A 25077-nucleotide genomic window follows, 5' to 3' on the forward strand; every position below is an offset into this window, starting at 1 on the left:
CGATCGCTGGTGGTACGCTCGCGGTGAGCCCCCTCCAGCCTTCGCCGATGGCGAACGGTCCCCCTCCCCGTGCCGGGGAGGATTTGCGTACCACGCCATCACGATATCAGCGCGTCGATCATGGCCTTGGTCACGAGCACGACACCGTTATCCGTACGGCGGAAGCGTTGTGCATCGAGTTCGGCATCCTCGCCTACGACGAGCCCATCGGGGATGACGACACCGCGATCGACCACGACCTTCGACAAGCGTGCACCGCGACCGATCTCGCAATGTGGCAGGATCACCGCCTGATCGAGCATCGAGTAACTGTGCGCACGCGTACCGGTGAAGATAAGGCTGCGATGGATCGACGATCCCGAGATGATGCAGTCGCCTGAAACCAGCGACGACACCGCCTCGCCGCGACGACCATCGTCGGCGTGAACGAACTTGGCGGGCGGCGTGACCTCCGAATAGGTCCATAGCGGCCAGCTGCGGTCGTACAGATCGAGCTTGGGCACCGGGTCCGTCAGGTCGACATTGGCCTCCCAATAGGCGTCAACCGTACCGACGTCGCGCCAATAGGCCTCGACCTCGAGCCCCGAGCGCACGCAGCTGTCGGAGAAACGATGCGCGACCGCCTTGCCGTGCTTGACGAGATACGGGATGATGTCCTTGCCGAAATCGCGCGCGGACCCCGGCGTCTCCGCATCGCGGCGCAGTTCGTCGAACAGCAATTTGGTGTGGAAGACGTAGATCCCCATCGATGCCAGCGCGATGTCCGGGTTGCCGGGCACGGCGGGCGGATCGGCAGGCTTTTCGACGAACGCCGTGACGTTGTCGTGCTCGTCGACCGCCATCACGCCGAACGCGACGGCCTCCATCCGCGGCACTTCGAGGCAGGCGATCGTCACGTCCGCACCGGTCTCGCAATGCTGTTGCAGGATCAGCTCGTAATCCATCTTGTAGATGTGATCGCCGGCCAGGATGACCATATATTCGGGGGCATGGCTCTCGATGATGTCGATATTCTGATAGACCGCGTCGGCGGTGCCCTCATACCATTGGAACTCGCTGATCCGCTGCGAGGCGGGCAGGATGTCGAAGCTCTCGTTGCGTTCCGAGCGCAGGAAATTCCAGCCGCTCTGGAGATGGCGGATCAGCGAATGCGCCTTGTACTGCGTCGCGACGCCGATCCGGCGGATGCCCGAATTGATCGCGTTGGACAGCGCGAAATCGATGATCCGCGCCTTGCCGCCGAAATACACAGCGGGTTTCGCACGCGTATCGGTCAGCTCCATCAAACGGCTACCGCGGCCGCCTGCCAGCACATACGCCATCGCGTCGCGCGCGAGAGGCTGTCCTCGCCGTTCTACCATTTTCGCTCTCCAGTCTCTGTTATCAGGTCGTATCCATAACGTCCGGCAACCCCGATCTGGTTCCGATGCCTACCAGACCGCGTTACTCTTCGAACTCGAGCATGATCGTCGCAAGCGGGGGCAGCGTGACCCACGCCGCGCCGTCCGTCGCGACGACGCCGCCGAGATTGCCGAGCCCGCTGCCCCAATATTCATGCGCATCGCTGTTGATGATCTCGCACCAGCGGCCGTCGAGCGGCAACGGGATGCGGTACGGCGCGCGCGCGATCGGTGTCATGTTCGCAATGATCGCGACCGGCTTCTCACCGGGGGCCTTGCGAAGCCAGGCGAAGACCGAATTGGCGGCGTCGTCGGCGATCAGCCATTCGAAGCCTTCGCCCTCGCAATCGCGCGCGTGCAACGCCGGCTTCTCGCGGTAGACCATGTTCAGATCGCGGACGAGGTTGCGGATGCCCTCGTGGCTGCGCGCATTGCGCAGGTCCCAATCGAGCGCGCGGCCTTCGGACCATTCGCGACGCTGCGCGAATTCCTGTCCCATGAAGAGCAGCTTCTTGCCCGGATAGCCCCACATGAACGCATAATAGGCGCGCAAATTGGCGAATTGCTGCCAGTCGTCGCCGGGCATCTTGGTCAGCAGCGAGCCCTTGCCGTGCACCACTTCGTCATGGCTGAGCGGCAGGACGAAATTTTCGCTGAACGCATAGACGAGGCCGAAATTGATCTCGCCGTGATGATGCTTCCGGTGCAGCGGATCGCGCGCCATGTACTGGAGCGTGTCGTGCATGAAGCCCATGTTCCACTTGAACCCGAAGCCCAGGCCGCCGCTCTTGCCGTCGTCGCCGACCGGCGCGGAGACGCCGGGCCAAGAGGTCGATTCCTCGGCGATCGTGAACACGCCAGGGTGCTGGCCGTAGACCGCACGGTTCATGTCGCGCAGGAACGCGACCGCTTCCCAGTTCTCGCGACCGCCGGCGTCGTTGGGTATCCACTCGCCCGCTTCGCGCGAATAATCCCGGTACAGCATCGACGCGACCGCATCCACGCGCAGGCCGTCGATGTGATAGCGCTCGGCCCAGAACAGTGCGTTGTTGACGAGGAACGACGACACTTCGTGCCGACCGAAATTGTAGATCGCGGTGTTCCAGTCGGGGTGGAAGCCGAGCCGCGGGTCTTCATGCTCGTACAGCGCGGTGCCGTCGAACTTGGCGAGGCCGAACGCGTCGGTCGGGAAATGTGCGGGCACCCAGTCGAGCAGCACGCCGATCCCGGCCAGATGCGCGCCGTCGACGAACCGCGCAAAACCCTCGACATCGCCGAACCGCGCTGAAGGCGCGTAGAGCCCCGTGGTCTGATAGCCCCAGCTCGGATCATAGGGGTGTTCGCTGATCGGCATGAACTCGATGTGCGTGAAGCCCATCTCGACGACATAGGGGATCAGCCGCGCGGCGAGCGCGTCCCAGGTCAGGAACCAGTCATTCTCGTCGCGGTCCCATGATCCCGCATGCACCTCGTAAATGCTGATCGGTACGCGGCGCGGATCGACCGACCGCCAATGCTTGCGGTGATCGGTGTCGGCCCAGTCATGCGCGAGCGTGCGCGTGATCGAGGCGGTGGCGGGCCGCAGTTCGCTGGCAAACGCGAACGGATCGGCCTTGAGCGGTTGTACCTGCCCGTTGGGTCCGACGATCTCGTATTTGTAGGCGCGATATTCCGCGATGTCGGGGATGAAGATCTCCCACACGCCGACATCGCCGCGCCTGCGCATCGCATGGCGGCGGCCGTCCCAGTCGTTGAAGTCGCCGACCACCGACACGCGCTGCGCATTGGGGGCCCAGAGCGCGAAATGGACGCCGCGCGCGCCCTCATGCTCGATCAGGTGTGCGCCCATCTTGTCGTGCAGGCGCTGGTGATTGCCCTCGGCCATCAGCAGGTCGTCGAGCGGGCCGAGCACAGGGCCGAAGCTGTAGGGGTCGGTGACCCACCACGATGTGTCGCCACCTTCGGCATGATATTTCACCGGTTGCGGGGCGCCATCGATCGGGCCTTCGAACAGGCCGCGATCATCGATGCGGGGCAGGGTGCCGAGAGTCTTGCCGTCTAGCGCATGCGCCTCGGCCTTGTCGGCGCCCGGAAGCCAGACGCGCGCGAAAACGCCCCCGGGGCCGTCATGCACGCCGAGCAGCGAGAAGGGGTCGGCGTGACGTCCTTCGAGCAGGGCAACGATGGCGCCTTCGGGTGGTTTCACATTACCGTCCATATATCATGCGCGTATTCGCGGATCGTGCGGTCGGAGGAGAACCAGCCGACGCGCGCGACATTGCGCACCGTCGAGGCCACCCATGCATCGCGATCGTTCCAGCGCGTATCGACGCTCCGTTGCGCGCCCGCATAGCTGTCGAAATCGGCGGCCAGCATAAACCAGTCGCCCTCGTACAGCCCGCCCATCAGGCCGGCATAACGCTGGCGATCGTCGGGTGAGAACACGCCTGACGCGATCGCCGACACCGCCTGGCGGAGTTCGCTCGACGCATCGATCACCGCGCGCGGATCATAGCCGTTGGCGCGCTTCGCCTCGACCTCGTCCGCCGTCATGCCGAAGATGAAGATGTTGTCGTCGCCGACACGGTCCTTGATCTCGATATTCGCGCCATCGAGCGTGCCGATCGTCAGCGCGCCGTTCATCGCGAACTTCATGTTGCCCGTGCCCGACGCTTCGAGGCCTGCGGTCGAGATCTGCTCGCTGAGATCTGCGGCGGGGATGATCTTCTCCGCCAGCGACACGTTGTAGTTCGGCAGGAACGCGACCTTCAGCAGCCCACCGACAGAAGGGTCCGCATTGATCCGCCGCGCGACATCGTTCGCCAATTTGATGACGAGCTTCGCATTGTGATAGCTCGACGCCGCCTTGCCCGCGAACAGCTTCACGCGCGGTGTCCAGTCGCGTTCGGGATGGCTGCGGATCTGGTCGTACAGAGCGACCGTCTCGATGATGTTGAGCAGCTGGCGCTTATACTCGTGAATGCGCTTGATCTGCACGTCGAACAGCGCGTCGGGATCGACGCGCAGCCCCATGCTGTCCTTGATATGATTTGCCAGTGTCACCTTGTTCGAACGCTTCACCGCCCAGAACCGCTCCCTGAACGCCGAATCTTCGGCAAAAACATCGAGATCGATCAGCTTTTCGGCATCGTCGAGAAAGCCGTCGCCGATCGCGTCGCGGATCAGCGTGGTGAGCCCGGGATTGCATTGCTGGAGCCAGCGGCGCGGCGTGATGCCGTTGGTCTTGTTGTTGATCCGCGTCGGATAAAGACGGTGGAGATCGGCAAAGACCGTCTTCTTCATCAGCTGCGTATGCAGCGCTGCGACGCCGTTGACGCTGTGCGATCCGGCAAAGGCGAGATTGGCCATCCGCACGCGCCGTTCGCCGCTCTCGTCGATCAGGCTGATCGCGGAAATCGCGCGGTCGTCGATGCCTTCGACGCCGCGCGCCTCGCGCAGCAGCCTGGCGTTGATCGCGTAGACGATCTGCATGTGCCGCGGCAGCAGGCGTTCGAACAGCGGCAGCGGCCAGCTCTCCAGCGCCTCGGGCAGCAATGTGTGGTTGGTGTAGCCGAAGGTGGCCCGCGTGATCTTCCACGCCTCGTCGAACCCGAATTCGTGATGGTCGATCAGCAGTCGCATAAGCTCGGCGACCGATACTGCGGGATGCGTGTCGTTGAGCTGGATCGCCGCCTTGTCGGGCAGCGTGCGGATATCGCCGAAATACTGGATGTGGCGGCGGACGATGTCCTGGATCGAGGCGGACGAGAAGAAATATTCCTGGCGCAGCCGCAGTTCCTGCCCCGCCGCGGTCGAATCATTGGGATAGAGCACGCGCGTGAGCGTCTCGGCGCGCAGCTGGTCGGCAAGCGCGCCGGTGAAGTCGCCGGCGTTGAACCGGTCGAGCTTGATCGGATCGAACGCGCGGGCGGTCCACAAGCGGAGCGTGTTCACGTGCTCGCCGCGCCAGCCGACCACAGGGGTATCGACCGCCATCGCCTCGACCGCTTCGGACGGGCTCCAATGGATTTGCCCGCTGTCGCTCGCGGTGACTTCGCCGCCAAAGCCGATGAAATAGGCGCTTTCGCGGCGTTCGAACTCCCAGGGATTGCCGTGTGCGAGCCAGTTCTCGGGCATCTCGACCTGCCAGCCATCGTCGATCCGCTGGCGGAACATGCCGTTCACATAGCGGATGCCATAGCCGTAGGCAGGCAAAGCGAGGCTCGCCATGCTCTCCATGAAGCACGCCGCCAGACGCCCGAGCCCACCATTGCCAAGCGCAGCGTCGGGCTCGATCTCCTCCAGCGCAGCAAGGTCGACGCCGTGCAGCGCAAGCGCGCGCGTCACTTCGCCGCTGCGTTGCAGGTTGGTCACCGCGTCGCGCAGCAACCGGCCGATCAGGAATTCGAGGCTGAGATAATAGACCCGCTTGGCGCCCGCGGCATGCGCCGCCTTGGTCGACGCCATCCAGCGTTCGACGATGTCGTTGCGGACCGTCAGGATCGTCGCGGCCAGCCAGTCGTGCGGCCGTGCGGCCTGCGCATCCTTGCCGATGCGGTGGACGAGTGTGTCGAGAATCGAGTCGGCGAGATCTTGAATGGCGGGCTGCTGTACGGCGGTGTCTGAGGTCACGCGATTTCCGAAGTCGTTACGGTCGCCCTGATCCTAACCGACCGCGCGCGGTTGTCACGCGGACTTCCTGACCATTCGCGGGGGAACTCGGCCGATTTGCGTTCTGATTTTTCAGAAATCCATCACCGCGCTTGGGCGGTGGTGGACAGGGTAGGGTTCGAACCTACGTAGGAGAAACTCCGGCAGATTTACAGTCTGCTGCCTTTAACCACTCGGCCACCTGTCCAGGCCGCTCTTGCGAACGTCGCCCTGAAGCGAGGCGGCTCAATGGCGAAGCGCGCCCGGTGTGTCAACGCAGCTTTTGCGAAGTTTCGTGGTTCGGTGTTGCCGCGAAGGCCGAATGCCGACAAGGACGCGTGCATACACAGATACGATAGAGAGCGAATATGGCACGCAAGGGACACAGGCCGAGCAAGGCACCGGCAGGCCGCCCCCGCTTCTGGGGCAAGCACGCGGTGGGCGCGGCGCTCGCCAATCCGGAGCGCACGGTGCGGAAAATCCTCGGTACGCGCGAGGCTCTGGCGGGGTTCGACCTGCCCGCCGACGTGCCGGTCACTTATGCCGAGGCAGCGGATCTCGCGCGCCTCGTGCCGGGCGACGCACCGCACCAGGGCGTGGTGATCGAGGTCGAGCCGCTCGAGGACATGTGGCTCGCCGACCTGCTCGAGCATGGCAAGGACGACAACCGCCCGCTGGTGATTCTCGACGGCGTGACCGATCCGCACAATGTCGGCGCGATCCTGCGCTCGGCGGCGGCGTTCGATGCGCTCGGCATCATCACCCCGGATCGCAATGCGCCGCCGGAATCGGGCACGATCGCGCGCGCCGCGTCGGGGGCGCTGGAGTCGGTGCCTTGGATCCGCGTCGTGAACCTCGCGCGCGCGTTGGAAGAGATAGCCGAGGCGGGCTTCTGGCGGATCGGGCTGACCGGCCATGCGACGCAGACGCTGGGCGAGGCGATGGGCACGCAGCGCGTCGCGATCGTGCTCGGCGCCGAGGGCGAGGGCATGCGCCAGAATACGGAGCAGCATTGCGACGAGCTGGCGAAACTGCCGATCTCGGACAAGGTCGAGAGCCTGAACGTGTCGAACGCGGCGGCGATCGCGCTGTACGCGATTACGACGCGTTGACCTGAAGACCCTCTCCCCGCCGGGGAGAGGGATCAGGCATTAATCCTCGGCGGCGACGCGGACCTTCAGGCCGTCGAGCGCGTCGGTCATCTCGATCTGGCACGACAGGCGCGAGAACTCATCCCGGTCGCTGGTCGAATCGAGCAGATCGTCCTCGTCGGGGCTCATCGGCTTGAGTTTGGCCGCAAACTCCGGGTCGACATGGATGTGGCAGGTGGCGCACGAGCAGCAGCCACCGCACAGCGCGAGGATCTCGTCGATCCCGGCGTCGCGGATGACTTCCATCACCGAAAGGCCGGATTCGCCCATGATCTCGCGTTCTTCCCCTTCGCGCGTCACGACGATAAGCTTGGGCATGCTGTCCTCCGAAAAATCTTCGTCGATCCATGCCGTTGCCGGCCCGTGCGATCAAGCGTCATGGGGCTGAGCGCCGAACAGCTCGCGACCGCGATGACCGCATTGTGCGCGATCGAGCCGGCCTTCGCGGTCGCGGTCGGCAATGCCGGCCACCCCGCGCCGCGGATCAGCGATCGCGGCTTTGCGACGTTGCTGCGGACGATCGTGGGGCAGCAGGTCAGCGTCGCCTCGGCACAGGCGGTGTGGACGAAGCTCGACGCGGTAGTCGGCGGCGCGGGCGATCCGGCAAAGATCGCAGCCGCCAGCGACGAGGTGCTGCGCAGCGCCGGATTGTCGCGGCAGAAGCTCGGCTATGCGCGCAGCCTGGCCGAGGAAGTGACGAGCGGGCGGCTCGATCTGACCAACCTGCCCGAAGACGACGAAGAGGCGATCGCCGCGCTGGTGCGCGTAAAGGGAATCGGCCGCTGGTCGGCGGAGATCTACCTGCTGTTCGCGGAAGGTCGCACCGACATCTGGCCGGCGGGTGACCTGGCGATCCAGATCGAGATCGGGCGAATCCTGGGGCACGAGACGCGGCCGAGCGAGAAACTGACGCGCGAAGTCGCGGAAGCCTGGCGCCCGCACCGCGGCGCGGCGGCGATCTTCGCGTGGCATCATTACCAGGCGGACATGAAGGTGGTCTGAGGCCGCGCGGGACGTTGTGCCAACGAGTAATGTCCCATCTTTCGTGCGCTCGCCCGAACATGTTCTCCATCGTTATCCCCGCGGAGGCGGGGATCCAGATTCTCAAAGGCTCGCGATTCTATCGTGCCGTCAGCCAGTCTGGGTTCCCGCCTTCGCGGGAATGACGGGCGGCGGGAATGACGGGCGGGCGGACCGAGCCTCCGGCGTTGCTTGTGCTTGTCCGTCTGCGAGCCTTCCGGCAAAGCAACCCCCGATGTCAGCACCCAATCTTCCCGCACCAGACTTCGCCAATTCGCTCTCGGAGAGTTTCCGCAGCGTCGCGGTGCCCGAGGGCGCGTCGTTCTGGCGCCGCCTGTTCGCATTCGTCGGGCCCGGCTATCTCGTCGCGGTCGGCTATATGGATCCCGGCAACTGGGCGACCGACATCGCCGGCGGTTCCGCGTTCGGCTACACCCTCCTGTCGGTCGTGCTCCTGTCGAACCTGATGGCGATGGTGCTGCAGGCGCTGTCCGCGCGGCTCGGCATCGTTGCCGGGCTCGACCTGGCCCAGGCCTGCCGCGCGCACTATTCGAAGCCGGTTTCGGTCGTGCTCTGGTTCCTCTGCGAGATCGCGATCATCGCCTGCGACCTCGCCGAAGTGCTCGGCACCGCGATCGCGCTGAAACTCCTGTTTGGATTGCCGCTCGTCTACGGCGTCGTTCTCACCGCGCTCGACGTGTTCCTGATCCTCGCGCTGCAGCGCTTCGGGTTCCGCAAGCTCGAGGCGTTCGTCGTCGCGTTGCTGGTGATCATCGCCGGCTGCTTCATCTTCGAGCTGTTCCTCGCGCAGCCCGAATGGACGGGCGTGCTCGGGGGGCTGGTGCCGACGACCGAGATCGTGACCAACCCCGCGATGCTCTACATCGCGATCGGGATCCTCGGCGCGACCGTGATGCCGCACAATCTGTACCTCCATTCGTCAATCGTGCAGACGCGCGCGTTCGCCAAGGACGCGGCGGGCAAGCGCGATGCGATCACAATGGCGACGATCGACGGCACCGTCGCGCTGGGGCTGGCGTTCTTCATCAACGCCGCGATCCTGATCCTGGCCGCCGCCACCTTTCACGTCGCCGGCCGCACCGATGTCGCCGAGATCGATCAAGCGTATGAACTGCTCGCGCCGATGCTTGGCATGGGCGCGGCGAGCGTGCTGTTCGCGGTCGCGCTGCTGGCGTCGGGACAGAACTCGACAGTTACGGGCACGCTCGCGGGCCAGATCGTGATGGAGGGGTTCCTCCACCTGCGCATGCCGGTCTGGGCGCGGCGGCTGGTGACGCGGTTGCTGGCGATCGTACCGGCGGTGTTCGTGGTCGGTGCGACGGGCGACTCGGGGGCAACCAAGCTGTTGGTGCTGAGCCAGGTCGTGCTCAGCCTGCAACTGCCGTTCGCGGTCGTGCCGCTCGTCAAGTTCACCGGCGACCGCACGATCATGGGCGATCTGGCCAGCCCGGTTTGGCTGAAGACGCTTGCCTGGGTGATTGCCGCGGTCATCATAGGGCTGAACGGCACGCTGCTCTACGGGATGCTGTAGACACGAAAACGGCGGCCGATCGCTCGGCCGCCGCTTCGTCAGTCGTTAGGTTCGATCGAAGCTCAACGGCACTTCACCTTGCCGCGGTCGACCGACCGGCCGAGCAGTGCACCACCACCGGCACCCGCCAGCGTGCCGAGCGTCCCGCCGCCGATCAAGTTCGCCAGCACACCGCCGCCAAGTGCACCGATCACCAGACCGGTCGTCCCGTCATTGCGCTTGCAATAGGCGCGGCCATCCTTGCCACGATAGATGCGGTCGTTGCGGCTCAGACGACGCTCGCGATAATTGCCGTTCTGGTAGCTGCGCGAAGGATCCCAGTTGCGATCGTTGTCGCCGCGCCAGTTACGGTCGGCGCGCTGGTCGCCACGGCGGTTGTCCCGGCGGTCATCGCGGTCACGACGATCGTCCTGTGCACGACGATAGTCGTTGTTCTGCGCGGCTGCCGGCGTCGAAATCATGGCCGGGGCCGCGACGGCGACCGACATCAGTGCAGCGATGAGATGCTTCTTCATAGGTAAGGACTCCTGATCTATGGAAGTCCAACCCGTACCGACCCTGAAAAGTTCAAACCGCGGATTTAGACTGTCAGGTCAGACAGTCTTGGCATCGGCCATCGAACAATCATGGTCACTACCCGTCTCGACCTGCAACGTTGCATGGCCGATCCCGAACGTGTCGTGGAGCATCGTCCTGGCATCGCTCAGGAACTGATTGCCGGGATGGCCGCCCGGCATGATCAGATGCGCGGTCAGCACCGGTTCGGTGGTGCTCATCGGCCAAATGTGGAGATCGTGGATCTCTGTGACACCGGGTAGGCCACATAGCGCCGCGTCGACATCGTCGAACGCGATCCCGCGCGGGACGGCGGACAGCGACATCTCGATGGTCTCGCGCAGCAGGCCCCAGGTCTGCCAGAAGATCAGGATCGCAATGACGATGCTGACCGCGGGATCGATCCAGGTGAGCCCCGTGCGCCAGATCACGAGGCCGGCGATCACGACCCCCGCCGACACGATCGCGTCCGCCGCCATGTGCAGATACGCGCCGCGGATATTGACGTCGCCCTTGCGTCCGCGCGCGAACATCCAGGCGGTGACGGCGTTGACGGCGATACCGATGCCGGCGACCATCGAGACGGTGAGGCCGGCGGTCGGGGCCGGGTCCGAGAAGCGCTGCGACGCCTCGAGCACGATCGCACCGAGCGCGACCATCAGCAGCAGCGCGTTGGTCAGCGCGGCGAGGATCGTCGAGCCCTTCAGCCCGTAGGTGAAGCGCTTGGTCGGTGCGGTCCGCGCGAGCATCGTCCCGCCCCAGGCGACGACAAGGCCGAGCACGTCGGACAGATTATGCCCGGCATCGGCGAGCAGTGCGACCGAATCGATCCGCAAGCCCACGATCGCCTCGACCGCGACGAAGACGATGTTGAGGCCGATCCCGATCGCAAATGCGCGGTCGAACGAGGCCGGGGCGTGGCTGTGCCCGCCATGCCCATGTCCGCCGTGGCTGTGCGAATGACCGTGCGCGTGGTCATGTCCGTGATGATGTCCGCCCAACGCTCGGCACTCCGTCGATTTCGTTGCCGCCTAGCATCGACGTATCGTGTGATACTAGGACCCGGGCAATTGAACTTTGTTCTATCTTTTCCGTCACCCCGGCGGAGGCCGGGGCCCACGGTCCCGCAAACTCAACTCTCGGATGTGCGGAACAGTGGATGCCGGAACGAGCCCGGCATGACGAGGGGCGGCGTCACCCCTCGTTCGCGAGCGCCTTCAACCGGTACAGCGCATCCAGCGCATCGCGCGGGCTCATCGCGTCGATATCCAGTGTCGCCAGATCCTGGCGCAACACGTCGCACGCAACCTCTTCGACTTGCGCGGCGGCCGCGAACAGCGGCAGGTCGTCCAACCCCGCCGCCAAGCCGCCGGTCTTCGCGCGCCCCGCCTCGAGCTTGGCCAGCACCGCCTTCGCGCGCGCCACCGTCGCCGGCGACATCCCTGCGAGCCGCGCGACCGCGAGCCCGTAGCTGCGATCCGCCGGCCCGTCGGCGAGTTCGTGGAGCAGCACCAGCTCGCCCTTCCACTCGCGCGCGCGGACGTGATGCAGCGACAGCGCCTCGCAGCGTTCGGCGAGGCGGGTCAGCTCGTGATAATGCGTCGCGAACAGACACCTGCACCGGTTGTCCTCATGGATCGCCTCGACCACCGCCCACGCGATCGCGAGCCCGTCATAGGTCGAGGTGCCGCGCCCGACCTCGTCGAGGATCACGAAGCTGCGGGGCGTCGCCTGTGCGAGGATCGCCGCGGTCTCGACCATCTCGACCATGAAGGTCGATCGGCCGCGCGCGAGATTGTCCGACGCGCCGACGCGGCTGAACAGCCGGTCGACGAGGCCGAGCGTCGCCTTGGTCGCGGGCACGTAGGAGCCCGCTTGTGCCAGCACCGCGATCAGCGCGTTCTGGCGCAGGAAGGTCGATTTACCACCCATGTTCGGGCCGGTGACGAGCCACAGCCGCGAGCTTTCCGACAGGTTGCAGTCGTTCGCGACGAACCGGTCGCCCGATTTCGCGACCGCGGCCTCGACCACCGGGTGGCGCCCGCCCTCGATCTCGAAACAGGCGTGATCGACCAGCGACGGCCGTGCCCACCCGCCTTCGGCCGCGCGCTCGGCCAGCCCCGCCGCCACGTCGAGCCGCGCGAGCGCATCCGCGGTCGCCGCAATCGCCTCGCGTCCGGCCAAGGCCTGCGCGGTCAGGTCCTCCAGATGCGCCGATTCCGCCGCCAGCGCATGCGCGCCGGACTGCGAGACCTTCGCCGCGACCTCGTGCAGCGCGGGGGTATTGAACCGCACGACACCGGCCAGCGTCTGGCGGTGCGTGAAGCCGCTATCGGGCTTCATCAACGGGTCGGCGGCGCGTGCGGGCACCTCGACATGATAGCCGAGCACGCCGTTATGGCGGATCTTCAGTGCGGTGACGCCGGTCGTGGTGCGGAACTCGGCCTCCAGCGCGGCGATCGCGCGCCGTCCGCCTGCGCCGGCATCGCGCAAATCGTCGAGCGCCGCGTCATAGCCCGCCGCGATGTACCCGCCATCGGACGCCTCGATCGGCGGCGACGGCACCAGCGCGCGCTTGAGCAGGTCAATCAGCGCGCCGTGCCCGCGCAGCCGTGGTGCGATGTCGCGGAGCAGCACCGGCGGATCGATGATCGCATCCATGCGCTCGCCAAGGCTCCACGCGCCGTCCAACCCGTCGCGTAGCTGCCCCAGATCGCGGGGGCCACCACGCCCCGCCGCCAGCCGCCCGAGCGCGCGGCCGATGTCGGGCAGCGCGCGCAACGTCGACCGCAACCGCTCGCGTGCCGCCTGGTCGTCGTGGAACAGCCGGACGAGATCGAGCCGCGCGTCGATCGCGGCCTTGTCCATCAGCGGCGCGCCGAGATCCGCGCCGAGCAGTCGCGCGCCGGCCCCCGTGACGGTCCGGTCGACTGCGTCGAGCAGGCTGCCCTTGCGCTGGCCGCCGGTGGTGCAGGTGAGCTCAAGGCTCTCGCGCGTCGCCGCGTCGATCGCCATCGTCTCCGCCGCGCGCCCGATCCGCGGCGGGCGCAGGAAGGGCATCGTGCCCTTGGCGTTATGCTCCAGATACGCGACGAGCCCGCCCGCCGCCGCCAGCCCCGCGCGGCCGAACTGCCCGAACCCGTCGAGCGTCGCGACGCCATACAGCCGCTTCAGCCGCGCCTCGCCCGCGCCGCTATCGAAATCGCCCTTGGGCCGCAGCGTCGTCGCCGCCTCCTCGAAAGCGCTGGTCTCCGACGCGACAATCTCGGCGGCACCCAGCCGCGCGAGTTCCGCATCGACCGCGTCGCCCGCAACCTCAACGATCTCGAACCGGCCGGTCGATACGTCCGCCGCGGCAATAGCGACCGACCCGCCAGCCTCGCCGATCGCCACGCACCAATTGTCCGACCGCGCGTCGAGCAACGCTTCCTCGGTCAGCGTCCCCGCCGTCACCACGCGGACGATCGCGCGCGCGACGAGCGCCTTGGATCCGCCGCGCGCCTTGGCCTCGGCGGGGCTCTCGACCTGCTCGGCGATCGCGACGCGGTGGCCGGCCTTGATCAGGCGCTGCAGATACACCGTCGCGGCATGCACCGGCACGCCGCACATCGGGATCGGCTTGCCCTCATGCTCGCCGCGCGCGGTCAGCGCGATATCGAGCACCCCCGCCGCGATCCGCGCATCGTCCATGAACAATTCGAAGAAATCGCCCATGCGGTAAAACAACAGGCAGTCGTCCGCCTCCGCCTTCAGGCCGAGATACTGCGTCATCATGGGGGTAGGGGCGGGATTGGCCATCGGCGCGATCTAGCGGGAGTTTGCGGGTTCGTCATCCGAAGGTGTTCTCCTGCGAACGCAGGAGCCCAGAATCAAGCAACGCCATCGTTCGTAACCCTGGGCTCCTGCGTTCGCAGGAGAACGATGCCAGCTTGGACGAAGCGTCCGGGGTGACGAATGGAAATCCCCTGCGTAAGGATAGCGGCCAAAGAGAGAGGTCCCCGCCCATGTCCGACGAAACGCTCCAATTCTCCGAACGCGAAGCGCTCCTCTTCCATTCGGAAGGCCGGCCGGGGAAGATCGAGATCATCGCGTCGAAGCCGATGGCGACGCAGCGCGACCTGGCGCTCGCCTATTCGCCCGGCGTCGCGGTGCCGGTGCAGGCGATCTACGACGATCCGGCGACCGTCTATGATTACACCGCCAAGGGAAACCTCGTCGCGGTGATCTCGAACGGCACCGCGATTCTCGGCATGGGCAATCTCGGCCCGCTCGCGTCGAAGCCGGTGATGGAAGGCAAGGCGGTCCTCTTCAAGCGCTTCGCCGACGTCGACGCGATCGACATCGAGCTGAAGACCGAGGACGTGAACCGCTTCATCGACGCGGTCGAGCTGATGGAGCCGACCTTCGGCGGCATCAATCTCGAGGACATCAAGGCGCCCGAATGCTTCATCATCGAGCAGGCGTTGCGCGAACGGATGAACATCCCGGTCTTCCATGACGACCAGCACGGCACCGCGATCATCACTGCCGCGGGGCTGATCAACGCGTGCCTGCTGACGGGCCGCAAGCTTTCCGAGGTGAAGATCGTCGTCAACGGCGCCGGCGCGGCGGCGATCGCCTGCACCGAGCTCGTCAAGGCGATGGGCGTGCGCGGCGACAACGTCATCCTGTGCGACCGCAAGGGCGTGATCTACCAGGGCCGCGAGGGCGTCGACCAGTGGAAGTCCGCGCACGCCGCGATCACCGAGACACGCACGCTGACCGAGGCGCTGGTCGGCGCCGACGTGTTCCTCGGCCTGTCGGCGGCGGGCTCGCTGACGCCCGAGATGGTCAAGGACATGGCGCCCGCGCCGATCATCTTCGCGATGGCCAATCCCGAGCCGGAGATCCGCCCCGAACTGGCGATGGCCGCGCGCCCCGACGCGATCGTCGCGACCGGCCGCTCGGATTATCCGAACCAGGTCAACAACGTGCTCGGCTTCCCGTTCATCTTCCGCGGTGCGCTCGACGTGCGCGCGACGGGGATCAACGACGCGATGAAGATCGCCGCCGCCAACGCGATCGCTGAACTCGCGCGCGAACGCGTCCCCGAGGAGGTCGCCGCGGCGTACGGCGTCAGCCACAGCTTCGGCCCGACCTACATCATCCCCGCGCCGTTCGATCCCCGCCTGATGGAGGTCGTCCCCGTCGCGGTCGCCAAGGCGGCGATGGCCTCGGGCGTCGCGACCAAGCCGATCCTCGACATCGAGGCGTATCGTCATTCCTTGCGCGCGCGCCTCAACCCGACCACCTCGGTGCTGTCGATGGCGTATGAGGGTGCGCGTGCGCATCCCAAGCGCGTGATCTTCGCCGAGGGCGAGGAAGAGGTCGTGCTGCGCGCGGCGATCGCGTTCAAGGAAGGCGGCTATGGCACGCCCGTGCTGGTCGGTCGCGACGACGTGCCCGATCGGTTGCGCGCTTTGGGCGTGACCGATCCCGAGAGCTTCGAGCTGCACAACAGCCGCGTCTCGCCGCTGGTCCCCAAGATGGTCGACTTCCTCTACGAGCGGCTTCAGCGGCGCGGCTATCTGCGCCGCGATTGCGAGCGGATGGTCAACCAGGACCGCAACATCTTCGGCGCGTTGCTGCTGCAGCTCGGCGAGGGCGATGCGATGATCACCGGCATCACGCGGACCTATGGCGAGACGATGCGCCAGATCCGTCGCGTGATCGATCCGCTCGCGGGCAAGACGCCGTTCGGCATCCACCTGCTCGTCGGCCAGAGCCACACGGTGTTCATCGCCGACACGACGGTCAACGAGCGCCCGACCGCCGAGCAGCTCGCCGACTTCGCCGAACAGACCGCGGCGGTCGCGCGGCGGATGGGGCATGAGCCGCGCGTGGCGTTCCTCAGCTATTCGAATTTCGGCAATCCCAAGGGCGAATGGCTCGACAATATCCGCGATGCGGTGACGGTGCTCGACGGGCGACAGGTCGGGTTCGAATATGAAGGCGAGATGGCGCCGGACGTGGCGCTCAACCCGAAGCAGCTGGCGAACTATCCGTTCGCGCGGCTGTCGGGGCCGGCGAACGTGCTGATCATGCCGGGGCTCCAGTCCGCGCATATCTCGGCGAAACTGCTGCGCGAACTCGGTGGCGACTCGGTGATCGGCCCGATGCTGATCGGCATGGAAAAGCCGGTGCAGGTCGCGCCGATGACGAGCACCGCGAGCGAGCTCGTGACGTTGGCGGTTCTCGCAGCCGGCGGTATCGCTCGGTAAATCTCCCTCGCCCCTATGGGGAGAGGGAAGGGGCCCGCGGCGCTTGCCGTGGGAAGGGAGAGGGGCATGAGGCTAGGGACGCTCGCCCCAACCGCCCCTCTCCCTTCCGGCGCAAGCACTCCTCCCTTCCTCTCCCCGTAGGGGCGAGGGAATTAGCGGCTCAGGCGTCGATCGACGTTCCCAGCGAAGCGTGCACCAGCCCGCCATCGACCGTGATCGTCTCGCCTATCACATAATCCCCGGCACGACTGGCCAGGTAGATCGCGGCGCCGGCCATGTCCTCGTCCACACCGACGCGCTTCGCCGGGATACCTTCCGCGACCGCGTCGCCGTGATCGCGCGCGGCCTTGTTCATGTCGCTCGCGAACGCGCCGGGTGCGATCGACGTCACGTTGATCGAATCCGTCACCAGCCGCGCCGCCATCCGTTTCGTCAGGTAGATCAGCGCCGATTTCGACGCGTGATAGCTGTAGGTCTCCCACGGATTGAGCCGCTGGCCGTCGATCGAAGTGATGTTGATGACCTTGGCGGGCTTCCCGCGCGACCCCGACGCCTTCAGCACGGTATGGAGCGCCTGCGTCAGGAAGAACGGCGACTTGACGTTCAGGTCCATGACCTTGTCCCAGCCGATCTCGGAAAACTCCTCGAACGGCACGCCCCACGCCGCGCCCGCATTGTTCACGAGGATATCGAGCTTGTCCTCATGCTCGGCGAACTGCGCCGCCAGCGCCTTGCACCCTGCCACCGTCGAGACGTCCTGCGGCAGCGCGATGCAGTTCGGCCCCAGTTCCGCCGCGGTCTCTTCGCAGGCGGCGGCCTTGCGCGACGAGATATAGACCTTGGCCCCCTGCGCGATGAAGCCGGCCGCGATCATCTTGCCGATCCCGCGGCTGCCGCCGGTGATCAGTGCGACGCGGCCGTCGAGCCGGAACAGGTTGGTCGTATCCATCACGCATCCTCCAATGTTTGGCTGCTTGGTATCCTCGCCCACCGTCCGCCGCAAACCCGTTTTTCGAACGAGCCATCATTGACGAGTGCAAAGCCCGTACTATGCTTGCAAAAAGTCGGGCTCGCAAAAAAGAGCAGGAGAGTGGGTGTGAGGTTTTCAGGCAAGCGTGCCGTCGTGACCGGCGGCGCGTCCGGCATCGGCCGGGCGACCGCGCTCCGACTCGCCGACGAAGGCGCCACCGTCCTGATCGGCGACATCGACGAGGCCGGCGGCCACGCTATCGCTGACGCATCCTGTGGCCGCATCATTTTCCAGCGCACCGACGTGCTCCAGGCCAGCGATATCGAGGCGTTGATGCAGACCGCCGACGATGCAGGCGGGCTCGACATCCTGTTCAACAATGCCGGCGCCGGCGGCTCGCGTGACCCGATCGGCGAGATTTCCCCAGAGGACTGGGACCGTACCCAGGCGCTCCTCCTCCGATCGGTAGCGCTCGGCATCCGCTACGCAGCGCCGCTGATGGCCCGAAATCAAGGGGGGCGCGGCGGCGGCGCGATCGTCAACACCTCGTCGGTGTCCGCGCTCGGCACCGGCTACGCACCGACCGCCTATTCCACGGCCAAGGCTGGCGTCCTCCACCTCACCAAGCAGGCGGCCGCCGATCTCGCGCAGCACAGGATCCGTGTGAACGCCGTCGTCCCAGGGTTCATCGTTACCAACATCTTCACGCGGGCGCTCGAACTAGACGAGGACAAGACCAGCAAGGCCGACGCGATGATCGCGCATATCGCCGCAGACGCGCAGCCGATCCGCCGCCCCGGCACCGGCGAGGATATCGCCGCCGCGGTCGCGTTCCTTGCCAGCGACGATGCGAGCTTCATCACCGGCACGCATATCCTGGTCGACGGCGGCATGACGATCGGCACGCGCCCGAGTTGGGACCCGGCGCAACCCTCGCTGTTCGCAATTCTCGATAAACTGAAATGACCGCTCCGGGTCGCCGCCTCTCGAACGGGACCATGGCGAGCTACGGCTTCGGCGCAGTCGCCTACGGGGTGAAGGACTCAGGCTTCGGCACGTTCCTGCTGCTGTTCTACAACCAGGTCGTCGGGCTTCCATCGGCGACCGTCGGCCTCGTCATCATGATGGCGCTGTTGATCGATGCGTTCGTCGATCCCGCGGTCGGCTTCTTCTCCGATCGCACGCGGACGAAGTGGGGCAGGCGGCATCCGTGGATGTATGCGTCGGCACTGCCGATCATGGTCGGCTGGCTGCTGCTCTGGAACCCTCCCGCCGCCTTGTCCGAGCCGCAGACTCTGATCTGGCTGTTCGCGATGGCGGTGCTCGTTCGCAGCGCGGTGAGCTGCTACGAGGTGCCCTCGGTCGCACTGACGCCGGAGCTCACCTCGGGTTATGACGAGCGCACGCGGATCATGGCGTATCGCTATCTCTTCGGCTGGGTAGGCGGCCTGCTGATGCTGCTATCGGCGTACCAGTATTTCCTGGCGCCCACCGCGGCGTTCCCCAACGGCCTGCTCAACCGCGCCGGATATAGCGGCTTCGCGCTCGCGGGCGCGCTGTTCATCGGCGTCGCGATCCTCGTCTCCGCGCTCGGCACGCACCACGAAATCAAGCATCTCCCCAACCCGCCGATCGCAAAGCAGACGTTGCGCGAGTCCTTCGCCGAACTCCGCCAGACCGTGAAGAACCGCGCCTTCGCGATCCTGATGGCGGCCGGCGTCTGCGCCTACACGATCCAGGGCATCAGCTATGCGATGTCGAACTACCTCTACACCTATGTCTGGGGCTTCAAGGGACCGGTGTTCGTCTATCTGACGATCGCGTTGTTTTCGGGCGTATTCCTCGCGTTTCTGGCAGCACCCCGGCTTGGCAGATCGGCCAGCAAGCCCAAGGCGGCGATGCTCGCGGTGCTGCTCGGCGCGGCGCTCAACACCTCGCCCTATTGGTTGCGGATGCTCGGCGTTTTTCCCGAGGTCGGTGATCCCGCGCTGCTGCCGATCCTGTTCGGCTTCTTCATCCTCGGCACCGCGTCGAACGTCACCGGGTTCATCCTTGGCGCATCGATGATGGCGGACGTGGTCGAGGATTCGGAGGCGAAGACGGGTCGGCGTTCGGAAGGGGTGTTCTTCGCCGGATCGTTTTTCGTCCAGAAATGCACGAGCGGGATCGGCATCTTCTTCGCCGGCATGATCCTCGCGGTGGCGGGCTTCCCGGCCAAGGCGACTCCGGGGAGCGTGCCGGTCGCCACGATCGACCGGCTGACGTTGATCTATGCCGGGCTCTACATCGTGCTGGCGTGCGTCTCGGCGTTCTTCTTCTCCCGCTTCCCGTTCGGGCGAGTGGAGCATGAGGCACGGCTGGCTAGGCTGGCGACGGGGACAGTTTCCAACAGCTAGGAGCGACGGCTTCCATGATCCTCCCCCGCAAGGGGGAGGTGGCTGGCGCTTGCCAGACGGAGGGGGAGGTAAGGGACAACTGCGGTTCCGTGTCCTCCCCCTCCGTCACCTTCGGTGCCACCTCCCCCTGGCGGGGGAGGATCGTAAGGGTGGCTATCAACCCCAGCCTTCCAGCATGCGGGACACCACGTTAGGATCGACGCTTGGCCTTCCCGACCTCGGGGAACGGCAATATCGGAGTCCCCATGCGCATCCCCGCACTAGCCACAGCCCTCGGTCTCGTCCTCGCCGCCCCCGCGGTCGCGCAGACGATCGCGCCGATCCTCACCACCCCCGACGCGCGCGATCCGCACAGTTACGCCCGCCCCGCCGAAGCGCGCGTCACGCACGTCGCGCTTGATCTCGCCGCCGACTTCGACACGCACGTCATCCGTGGCATCGCCACCCTCGACATCCTCGCAGCCGCCGGCGCCAAGCAGGTCGTCCTCGACGACAACGGGCTGAAGATCGTCACCATCACCGACATGGCCGGCAAGCCGCTGCCCTACGAGGTCGGTGCGGTCGACAAGATCCACGGCGCACCGCTGACCGTCACGCTCAACGGGGCCAAGAAGATCCGCATTGCCTACGCCTCGTCCCCGGACGCGAAGGCGCTGCAATGGCTCACCCCCGCACAGACCGCCGGCAAGCAGCAGCCCTTCCTGTTCAGCCAGGGCGAGGCGATCCTCAACCGCAGCTGGATCCCGACGCAGGATTCGCCCGGTATCCGCCAGACCTGGGAAGCGAAGATCGCGGTGCCCAAGCAACTGACCGCGGTGATGAGCGGGCTGTCGTCGGGCAAGCCGGTCTGCGCCGCCGATCGCTGCACGTTCGAATACAAGATGGACAAGCCCGTCGCGCCGTATCTGATCGCGCTTGCGGTCGGCGATATCGCGTTCAAGTCGACCGGCCCGCGTACCGGCATCTGGGCCGAACCCGCGACATTGCCCAAGGCCGCGTACGAGTTCGGCGAGCTGGAAAAATTCGTCGCCGCCGCCGAGGGGTTGTACGGTCCGTATCGCTGGGGCCGCTACGACGTGCTGGTCCTGCCGCCGTCGTTCCCGTTCGGCGGCATGGAGAACCCGACACTGACCTTCGCCACGCCGACCGCGATCGCCGGCGACCGCAGCCTCGTCTCGCTAATCGCGCACGAACTCGCGCATAGCTGGTCGGGCAACCTCGTGACGAATGCGACGTGGGACGATTTCTGGCTCAACGAGGGCTTCACCAGCTATTTCGAGAACCGGATCATGGAGGCGCTCTACGGCAAGCGCCGCGCCGACATGGAGGCCGATCTCGCCTGGACCGATATGCAGGGCGCGGTGAAGGAGGCCGGCGGCCCCGCCGCGAAGGATACGAAGCTCCACCTCGATCTCGACGCATCGCGCGATCCCGATGACGGCATGACGCAGATCGCCTATGACAAGGGCGCGACGTTCCTCCGCACGATCGAGAAACAGGTCGGCCGCGCGCGGTGGGACGCGTATCTCCGCAGCTATTTCGACCGCCACGCCTTCCAGCCGCAGACCAGCGCCGGCTTCCTCACGGATATCAAGTCGAAGCTGCTGACGCCGGCCGAGGCGAAAACGATCGGCGTCGATACCTGGGTGTACCAGCCCGGCATCCCGGCGAACGCGGTGCACGTGACGTCCGCCGCGTTCCCCGCGGTCGATGCGGCGGCCAAGGCATATGCAGCGGGCGGGCCCGTCTCGGCCGTCCCCGGCAAGGCGACCACGCAGGAGATCACGCGCTTCATCACGCAGTTGCCGCGCAAACTCCCGAACGACCGATTAAAGACGCTCGACGACACGTTCGGCTGGAACACCACCGGCAATGCCGAGATCCGTTTCGTCTGGTTGCAACTCGCGCTCGCCAATCACTATGCGCCTGCCAACGCCTCGGCCGAGCAGTTCCTGACCTCGCAGGGCCGTCGGAAATTCGTCGCGCCGCTGTTCCAGCAGATGATGGAGTCGGGCGACTGGGGCCACAAGCTGGCGATGGACATCTACGGCAAGGCGCGACCGGGCTATCATGCGGTCACGCAGGTCACCGTGGACCGCATAACCGGCTGGAAACTGATGAACTGAGCCAGGCGGGCTGACGCTTTGGGGCGTTGGTCGGCGCGGTAACACGCTTCGTCGGATATGGTTCCCGGCCGACTTTCAATTAAATCGAACCTCCCGTAGCCAGAATGCGACAAACGGGTTTTGGCCGGGGGGTCTCGATGAATTTCAAGGCGTTAGCAGCGCGTTTTGCGCTGGTGGTATCGTGCGGCCTGATGACGGCCACACCGGCAGCAGCCCAGTTCTGGCAGTGTGTCACGTTTGCCCGCTCGGTGTCCGGCATCGAGATCCGCGGCAACGCAAACACCTGGTGGAGCCAGGCCGAGGGTCGCTACGAGCGTGGCCACACCCCCAAGGCCGGTTCGGTTCTCGCCTTCTCGCCGACCTCGCGGATGCGCGTCGGCCATGTCGCGATGGTTTCGAAGGTCGTCAGCGACCGCGAAGTTCTCCTGACCCACGCCAACTGGTCGCGTCGCGGCGCGATCGAGACCAACGTCCGCGCGATCGACGTCTCGGACGCCGGTGACTGGAGCAAGGTCAAGGTCTGGTACGGTCCCCAAGGCGACCTCGGCACCTCGATCTATCCGACCAAGGGCTTCATCTATTCGGGCCACGCCCCGGCCGGCGACACGCTCGACGCGCCTGCCCAGCCTTCGTTCCAGATGGCCAGCGCCACCAACACCCCGACCGCAACGCAGCGCGCCAACGCTGCGCAGCTGGCAAGCGTTCAGCACGGACCCACCGATCCCCGCGGTATTTTCACGCTGGTGAACGAGGCGAACTGAGGTTCGTCACTTTGATAGTCGCCTGACGGTATCAGCAGTCCACGCTACATCCGAGGTTTCGCTACTGATCGCCCCCCGACAGTACAGCTAAGCGACCACCCCGGCGAAGGCCGGGGCCCAGTTGGAAAGGTCGCAGTAACAGCCCCCCACCCTCGTTAGCGACGTCCGCCAACTGGGCCCCGGCCTTCGCCGGGGCGGTGTGGAGTGAAGGGCAGATGTTCGCCCTCCATTGGAGCGGGCTAAGCGTTCCTTAGCCGATCCCTCCAACCTCCCTTGTTCTCCCGCGAAGGCGGGAGCCCAGTCTGGATCCCCGCCTTCGCGGGGAAACACGCTTTACCTACTCAGCAGCGATCCGCGCAGGCCACGTCGGTGATGAGCCCCCTCAAGCCGCCTTGAACGTCAGCGCATCGCCATTCATGCAATAGCGCTTGCCCGTCGGTTTCGGCCCGTCATCGAACACGTGGCCCAAATGGCCGCCGCACCGCCGGCAATGCACCTCGGTCCGCGCCATACCCAGCGTCGAATCCACCCGAGTCCGGACCGCGCTCGGCAGCGGCTGCCAGAAGCTCGGCCAGCCCGTCCCGCTCTCGAACTTGGTCTTCGACGAGAAATTCGGCAACGCACAGCCGGCACAAGAAAAAATCCCCGCGCGGTGCTCGCCGTTGAGCGGGCTCGAATAGGGGCGCTCGGTCCCCTCCTTGCGCAGAGTGTTGTACGCATCCGGCGACAGTTTCTTACGCCACTGCGCATCGGTCAGCGTCACTTCGAACCGCTCGGCAGCCTGGGCGGGTTGCGACGAGCATCCCCAGAGCGCGAAGCCGGCGACGCCTGCTCCAGCCAGCGTGAGGAAAGCGCGGCGGTCTTGGGTCATGTTCGTCTCCATGGTTCGGATATAGGTACGGCCGAACCACGCGATAAGGTGATGCCAAGCCTCAGTATTTGCTGATTTCCACCGGCAGCGTCCGATAGCCGTGGACGAAGCAGGCGCTCACCCGGGTCGGCTCGGCCAGCACGTTGATCCGCATCCGCCGTTTCGCCATTTCCTCCAGCAGGATCGCAATCTGCATCTCCGCCAGCCGCGCGCCGACGCAGCGGTGGATGCCGTGCCCGAACGCCAGGTGACGCCGCGCATTCGGCCTATCGACGACGATCGCGTCCGCATCGTCGCCGAACACGCTCTCGTCGCGGTTCGCCGACAGATACCAGAGGATCAGTTTGTCACCCGCCTTGATCTGCTGCCCCATCAACTCGGCATCCGCCGTCGCGGTCCGCCGCATATGCGCAAGCGGCGTCTGCCAGCGCAGGATCTCGCTCACGGCGTTCGGGATCAGCCCCGGATCCGCCTCCAGCTTCGCGCGCGACTCCGGGAACTTGTCGAGGCCGTACGCGAGTGCCGACATCGAATTGCGCGTCGTATCGTTTCCGCCGACGATCAGCAGGATGAGGTTCCCGATGAACTCGTTGTGATCCATGTGAGACATCGCGTCCGAATGGATCATCATCGAGATCAGGTCGGGCGTCGGCTCCTTGCCGAGCTTTGCATCCCAAAGGCCTTTGAAATAGGACCCGCATTCGAACATGTGGGCGAGGCGTTGCTGGCGCAGTTCCTCGGTCTTCACGAGTTCGATATCGCCCGCCCAGTCCGACCAGAAGGTCAGCTTGCGCCGATCGGCCCATGGAAAATCGAACAGGATCGCGAGCATCTGCGTGGTCAATTCGATCGCGACGGTATCCACCCAGTCGAACGGCGTGTTCCACGGCAGGCTGTCGAGCATGTCCGCGGTCCGCCGCCGGATATCGCCCGACATCCGCGTCATCTCGCTCGGCGTGAAGGCGGGCGCGACGGTGCGGCGTTGCCCCGTGTGCACTGGCCGGTCGCGCGCGATGAACATCGGCATGCGAACGTCGCGCTCGGCGACGAAATCGGCGATCGTGATCCCGCCGGCTTCGGAGGAATAGAGATCGGGAAGCGACTCGACCTCGACGATACCCTTGTACGTCGAGACGGACCAGTACGGCCCATAGTCGGACTGCGCGACATAATGGACCGGTGCCTCGGCCCGTAGCGTCTTGAACGGCGCCTGCCACAGGTCGTCGCGGTACAGCTCAGCGCGGCTCACATCGAGCGGATCGACTGCGTGTTGCGCCACGTCTCTCACCAGAGTCGCCATCATCTCTCTCCTGTATTTTTGCCACAGGAAAGGCCTAGCTGACACTTATGTCAATAGACTCACGA

The 25077-nt window shown here is 65.8% G+C and carries 18 protein-coding genes and 1 tRNA gene; 8 read left to right on the forward strand and 11 right to left on the reverse strand.

Annotation, left to right across the window (positions count from 1 at the left end):
- Positions 1-98: 98 nt before the first annotated feature.
- From glgC to EQZ23_RS08150, 4 genes are all read right to left on the reverse strand, one after another.
- Complete coding sequence (gene glgC / locus EQZ23_RS08135) at positions 99-1361, reverse strand: glucose-1-phosphate adenylyltransferase (protein WP_128453961.1); 1263 nt, start codon at positions 1359-1361, stop codon at positions 99-101.
- Between the two features lie 82 nt (positions 1362-1443).
- Positions 1444-3606, reverse strand: a complete 2163-nt coding sequence (glgB, locus tag EQZ23_RS08140) for a 1,4-alpha-glucan branching protein GlgB (RefSeq protein WP_128453962.1) — start codon at positions 3604-3606, stop codon at positions 1444-1446.
- Positions 3603-6032 (reverse strand): glycogen/starch/alpha-glucan phosphorylase, encoded by a 2430-nt coding sequence (locus EQZ23_RS08145; RefSeq protein ID WP_128453963.1) that lies wholly within the window; start codon positions 6030-6032, stop codon positions 3603-3605. Before EQZ23_RS08145 ends, glgB begins: the two co-directional genes overlap by 4 nt.
- 139 nt (positions 6033-6171) lie before the next feature.
- Positions 6172-6258 (reverse strand) — tRNA-Tyr (locus EQZ23_RS08150).
- 160 nt (positions 6259-6418) lie between these two features.
- Between EQZ23_RS08150 and rlmB the strand changes: the two genes are divergently transcribed.
- Positions 6419-7162, forward strand: coding sequence for a 23S rRNA (guanosine(2251)-2'-O)-methyltransferase RlmB (rlmB, locus tag EQZ23_RS08155; RefSeq protein WP_128453964.1), 744 nt, complete (start codon positions 6419-6421; stop codon positions 7160-7162).
- A gap of 39 nt (positions 7163-7201) precedes the next feature.
- Here the strand turns inward: rlmB and EQZ23_RS08160 are convergent, their stop codons facing one another.
- Complete coding sequence (locus tag EQZ23_RS08160) at positions 7202-7519, reverse strand: 2Fe-2S iron-sulfur cluster-binding protein (RefSeq protein ID WP_128453965.1); 318 nt, start codon at positions 7517-7519, stop codon at positions 7202-7204.
- Positions 7520-7579: 60 nt separating this feature from the next.
- Between EQZ23_RS08160 and EQZ23_RS08165 the strand changes: the two genes are divergently transcribed.
- Together EQZ23_RS08165 and EQZ23_RS08170 are read left to right on the forward strand one after the other, a co-directional pair.
- Entirely contained in the window at positions 7580-8203 is a 624-nt protein-coding gene (locus EQZ23_RS08165) for a DNA-3-methyladenine glycosylase (protein ID WP_128454686.1), read from the forward strand.
- 253 nt (positions 8204-8456) lie between these two features.
- Positions 8457-9773, forward strand: coding sequence for an Nramp family divalent metal transporter (locus EQZ23_RS08170; protein ID WP_128453966.1), 1317 nt, complete (start codon positions 8457-8459; stop codon positions 9771-9773).
- Positions 9774-9835: 62 nt separating this feature from the next.
- Here EQZ23_RS08170 and EQZ23_RS08175 read toward each other — a convergent pair whose 3' ends face one another.
- From EQZ23_RS08175 to mutS, 3 genes are all read right to left on the reverse strand, one after another.
- Positions 9836-10288, reverse strand: a complete 453-nt coding sequence (locus EQZ23_RS08175) for a glycine zipper 2TM domain-containing protein (protein WP_206364206.1) — start codon at positions 10286-10288, stop codon at positions 9836-9838.
- Between the two features lie 78 nt (positions 10289-10366).
- Positions 10367-11329 carry a cation diffusion facilitator family transporter gene (locus tag EQZ23_RS08180; RefSeq protein WP_128453967.1) on the reverse strand — a complete coding sequence of 321 codons (963 nt, stop codon included), beginning with the start codon at positions 11327-11329 and terminating at the stop codon, positions 10367-10369.
- 193 nt (positions 11330-11522) lie between these two features.
- Complete coding sequence (gene mutS / locus EQZ23_RS08185; protein ID WP_128454687.1) at positions 11523-14102, reverse strand: DNA mismatch repair protein MutS; 2580 nt, start codon at positions 14100-14102, stop codon at positions 11523-11525.
- Positions 14103-14332: 230 nt separating this feature from the next.
- Here mutS and EQZ23_RS08190 point away from each other — a divergent pair, with 230 nt between their 5' ends.
- Positions 14333-16588 carry an NADP-dependent malic enzyme gene (locus EQZ23_RS08190; RefSeq protein ID WP_128453968.1) on the forward strand — a complete coding sequence of 752 codons (2256 nt, stop codon included), beginning with the start codon at positions 14333-14335 and terminating at the stop codon, positions 16586-16588.
- 160 nt (positions 16589-16748) lie between these two features.
- Here the strand turns inward: EQZ23_RS08190 and EQZ23_RS08195 are convergent, their stop codons facing one another.
- Positions 16749-17537: an SDR family oxidoreductase gene (locus EQZ23_RS08195; protein ID WP_128453969.1), complete on the reverse strand. Its 789-nt coding sequence runs from the start codon at positions 17535-17537 to the stop codon at positions 16749-16751.
- Positions 17538-17684: 147 nt separating this feature from the next.
- On the opposite strand from EQZ23_RS08195, the gene EQZ23_RS08200 reads away from it, so the two are divergent.
- From EQZ23_RS08200 to EQZ23_RS08215, 4 genes are all read left to right on the forward strand, one after another.
- Entirely contained in the window at positions 17685-18524 is an 840-nt protein-coding gene (locus EQZ23_RS08200; protein WP_128453970.1) for an SDR family NAD(P)-dependent oxidoreductase, read from the forward strand.
- Positions 18521-19954 carry an MFS transporter gene (locus EQZ23_RS08205; protein ID WP_240663421.1) on the forward strand — a complete coding sequence of 478 codons (1434 nt, stop codon included), beginning with the start codon at positions 18521-18523 and terminating at the stop codon, positions 19952-19954. Before EQZ23_RS08200 ends, EQZ23_RS08205 begins: the two co-directional genes overlap by 4 nt.
- Positions 19955-20199: 245 nt before the next feature.
- Positions 20200-22080, forward strand: coding sequence for a M1 family metallopeptidase (locus tag EQZ23_RS08210; RefSeq protein WP_128454689.1), 1881 nt, complete (start codon positions 20200-20202; stop codon positions 22078-22080).
- Positions 22081-22217: 137 nt separating this feature from the next.
- Entirely contained in the window at positions 22218-22841 is a 624-nt protein-coding gene (locus tag EQZ23_RS08215; protein ID WP_128453971.1) for a CHAP domain-containing protein, read from the forward strand.
- Positions 22842-23223: 382 nt separating this feature from the next.
- Here EQZ23_RS08215 and msrB read toward each other — a convergent pair whose 3' ends face one another.
- Positions 23224-23712, reverse strand: coding sequence for a peptide-methionine (R)-S-oxide reductase MsrB (gene msrB / locus EQZ23_RS08220; protein ID WP_240663422.1), 489 nt, complete (start codon positions 23710-23712; stop codon positions 23224-23226).
- A gap of 61 nt (positions 23713-23773) precedes the next feature.
- A complete protein-coding gene (locus tag EQZ23_RS08225; protein ID WP_128453973.1) occupies positions 23774-25012 on the reverse strand; it encodes a cytochrome P450 in 1239 nt (412 codons plus the stop codon).
- Positions 25013-25077: the final 65 nt, after the last annotated feature.

Source organism: Sphingomonas sp. UV9, from assembly GCF_004101245.1.
GTDB lineage: Bacteria > Pseudomonadota > Alphaproteobacteria > Sphingomonadales > Sphingomonadaceae > Sphingomonas.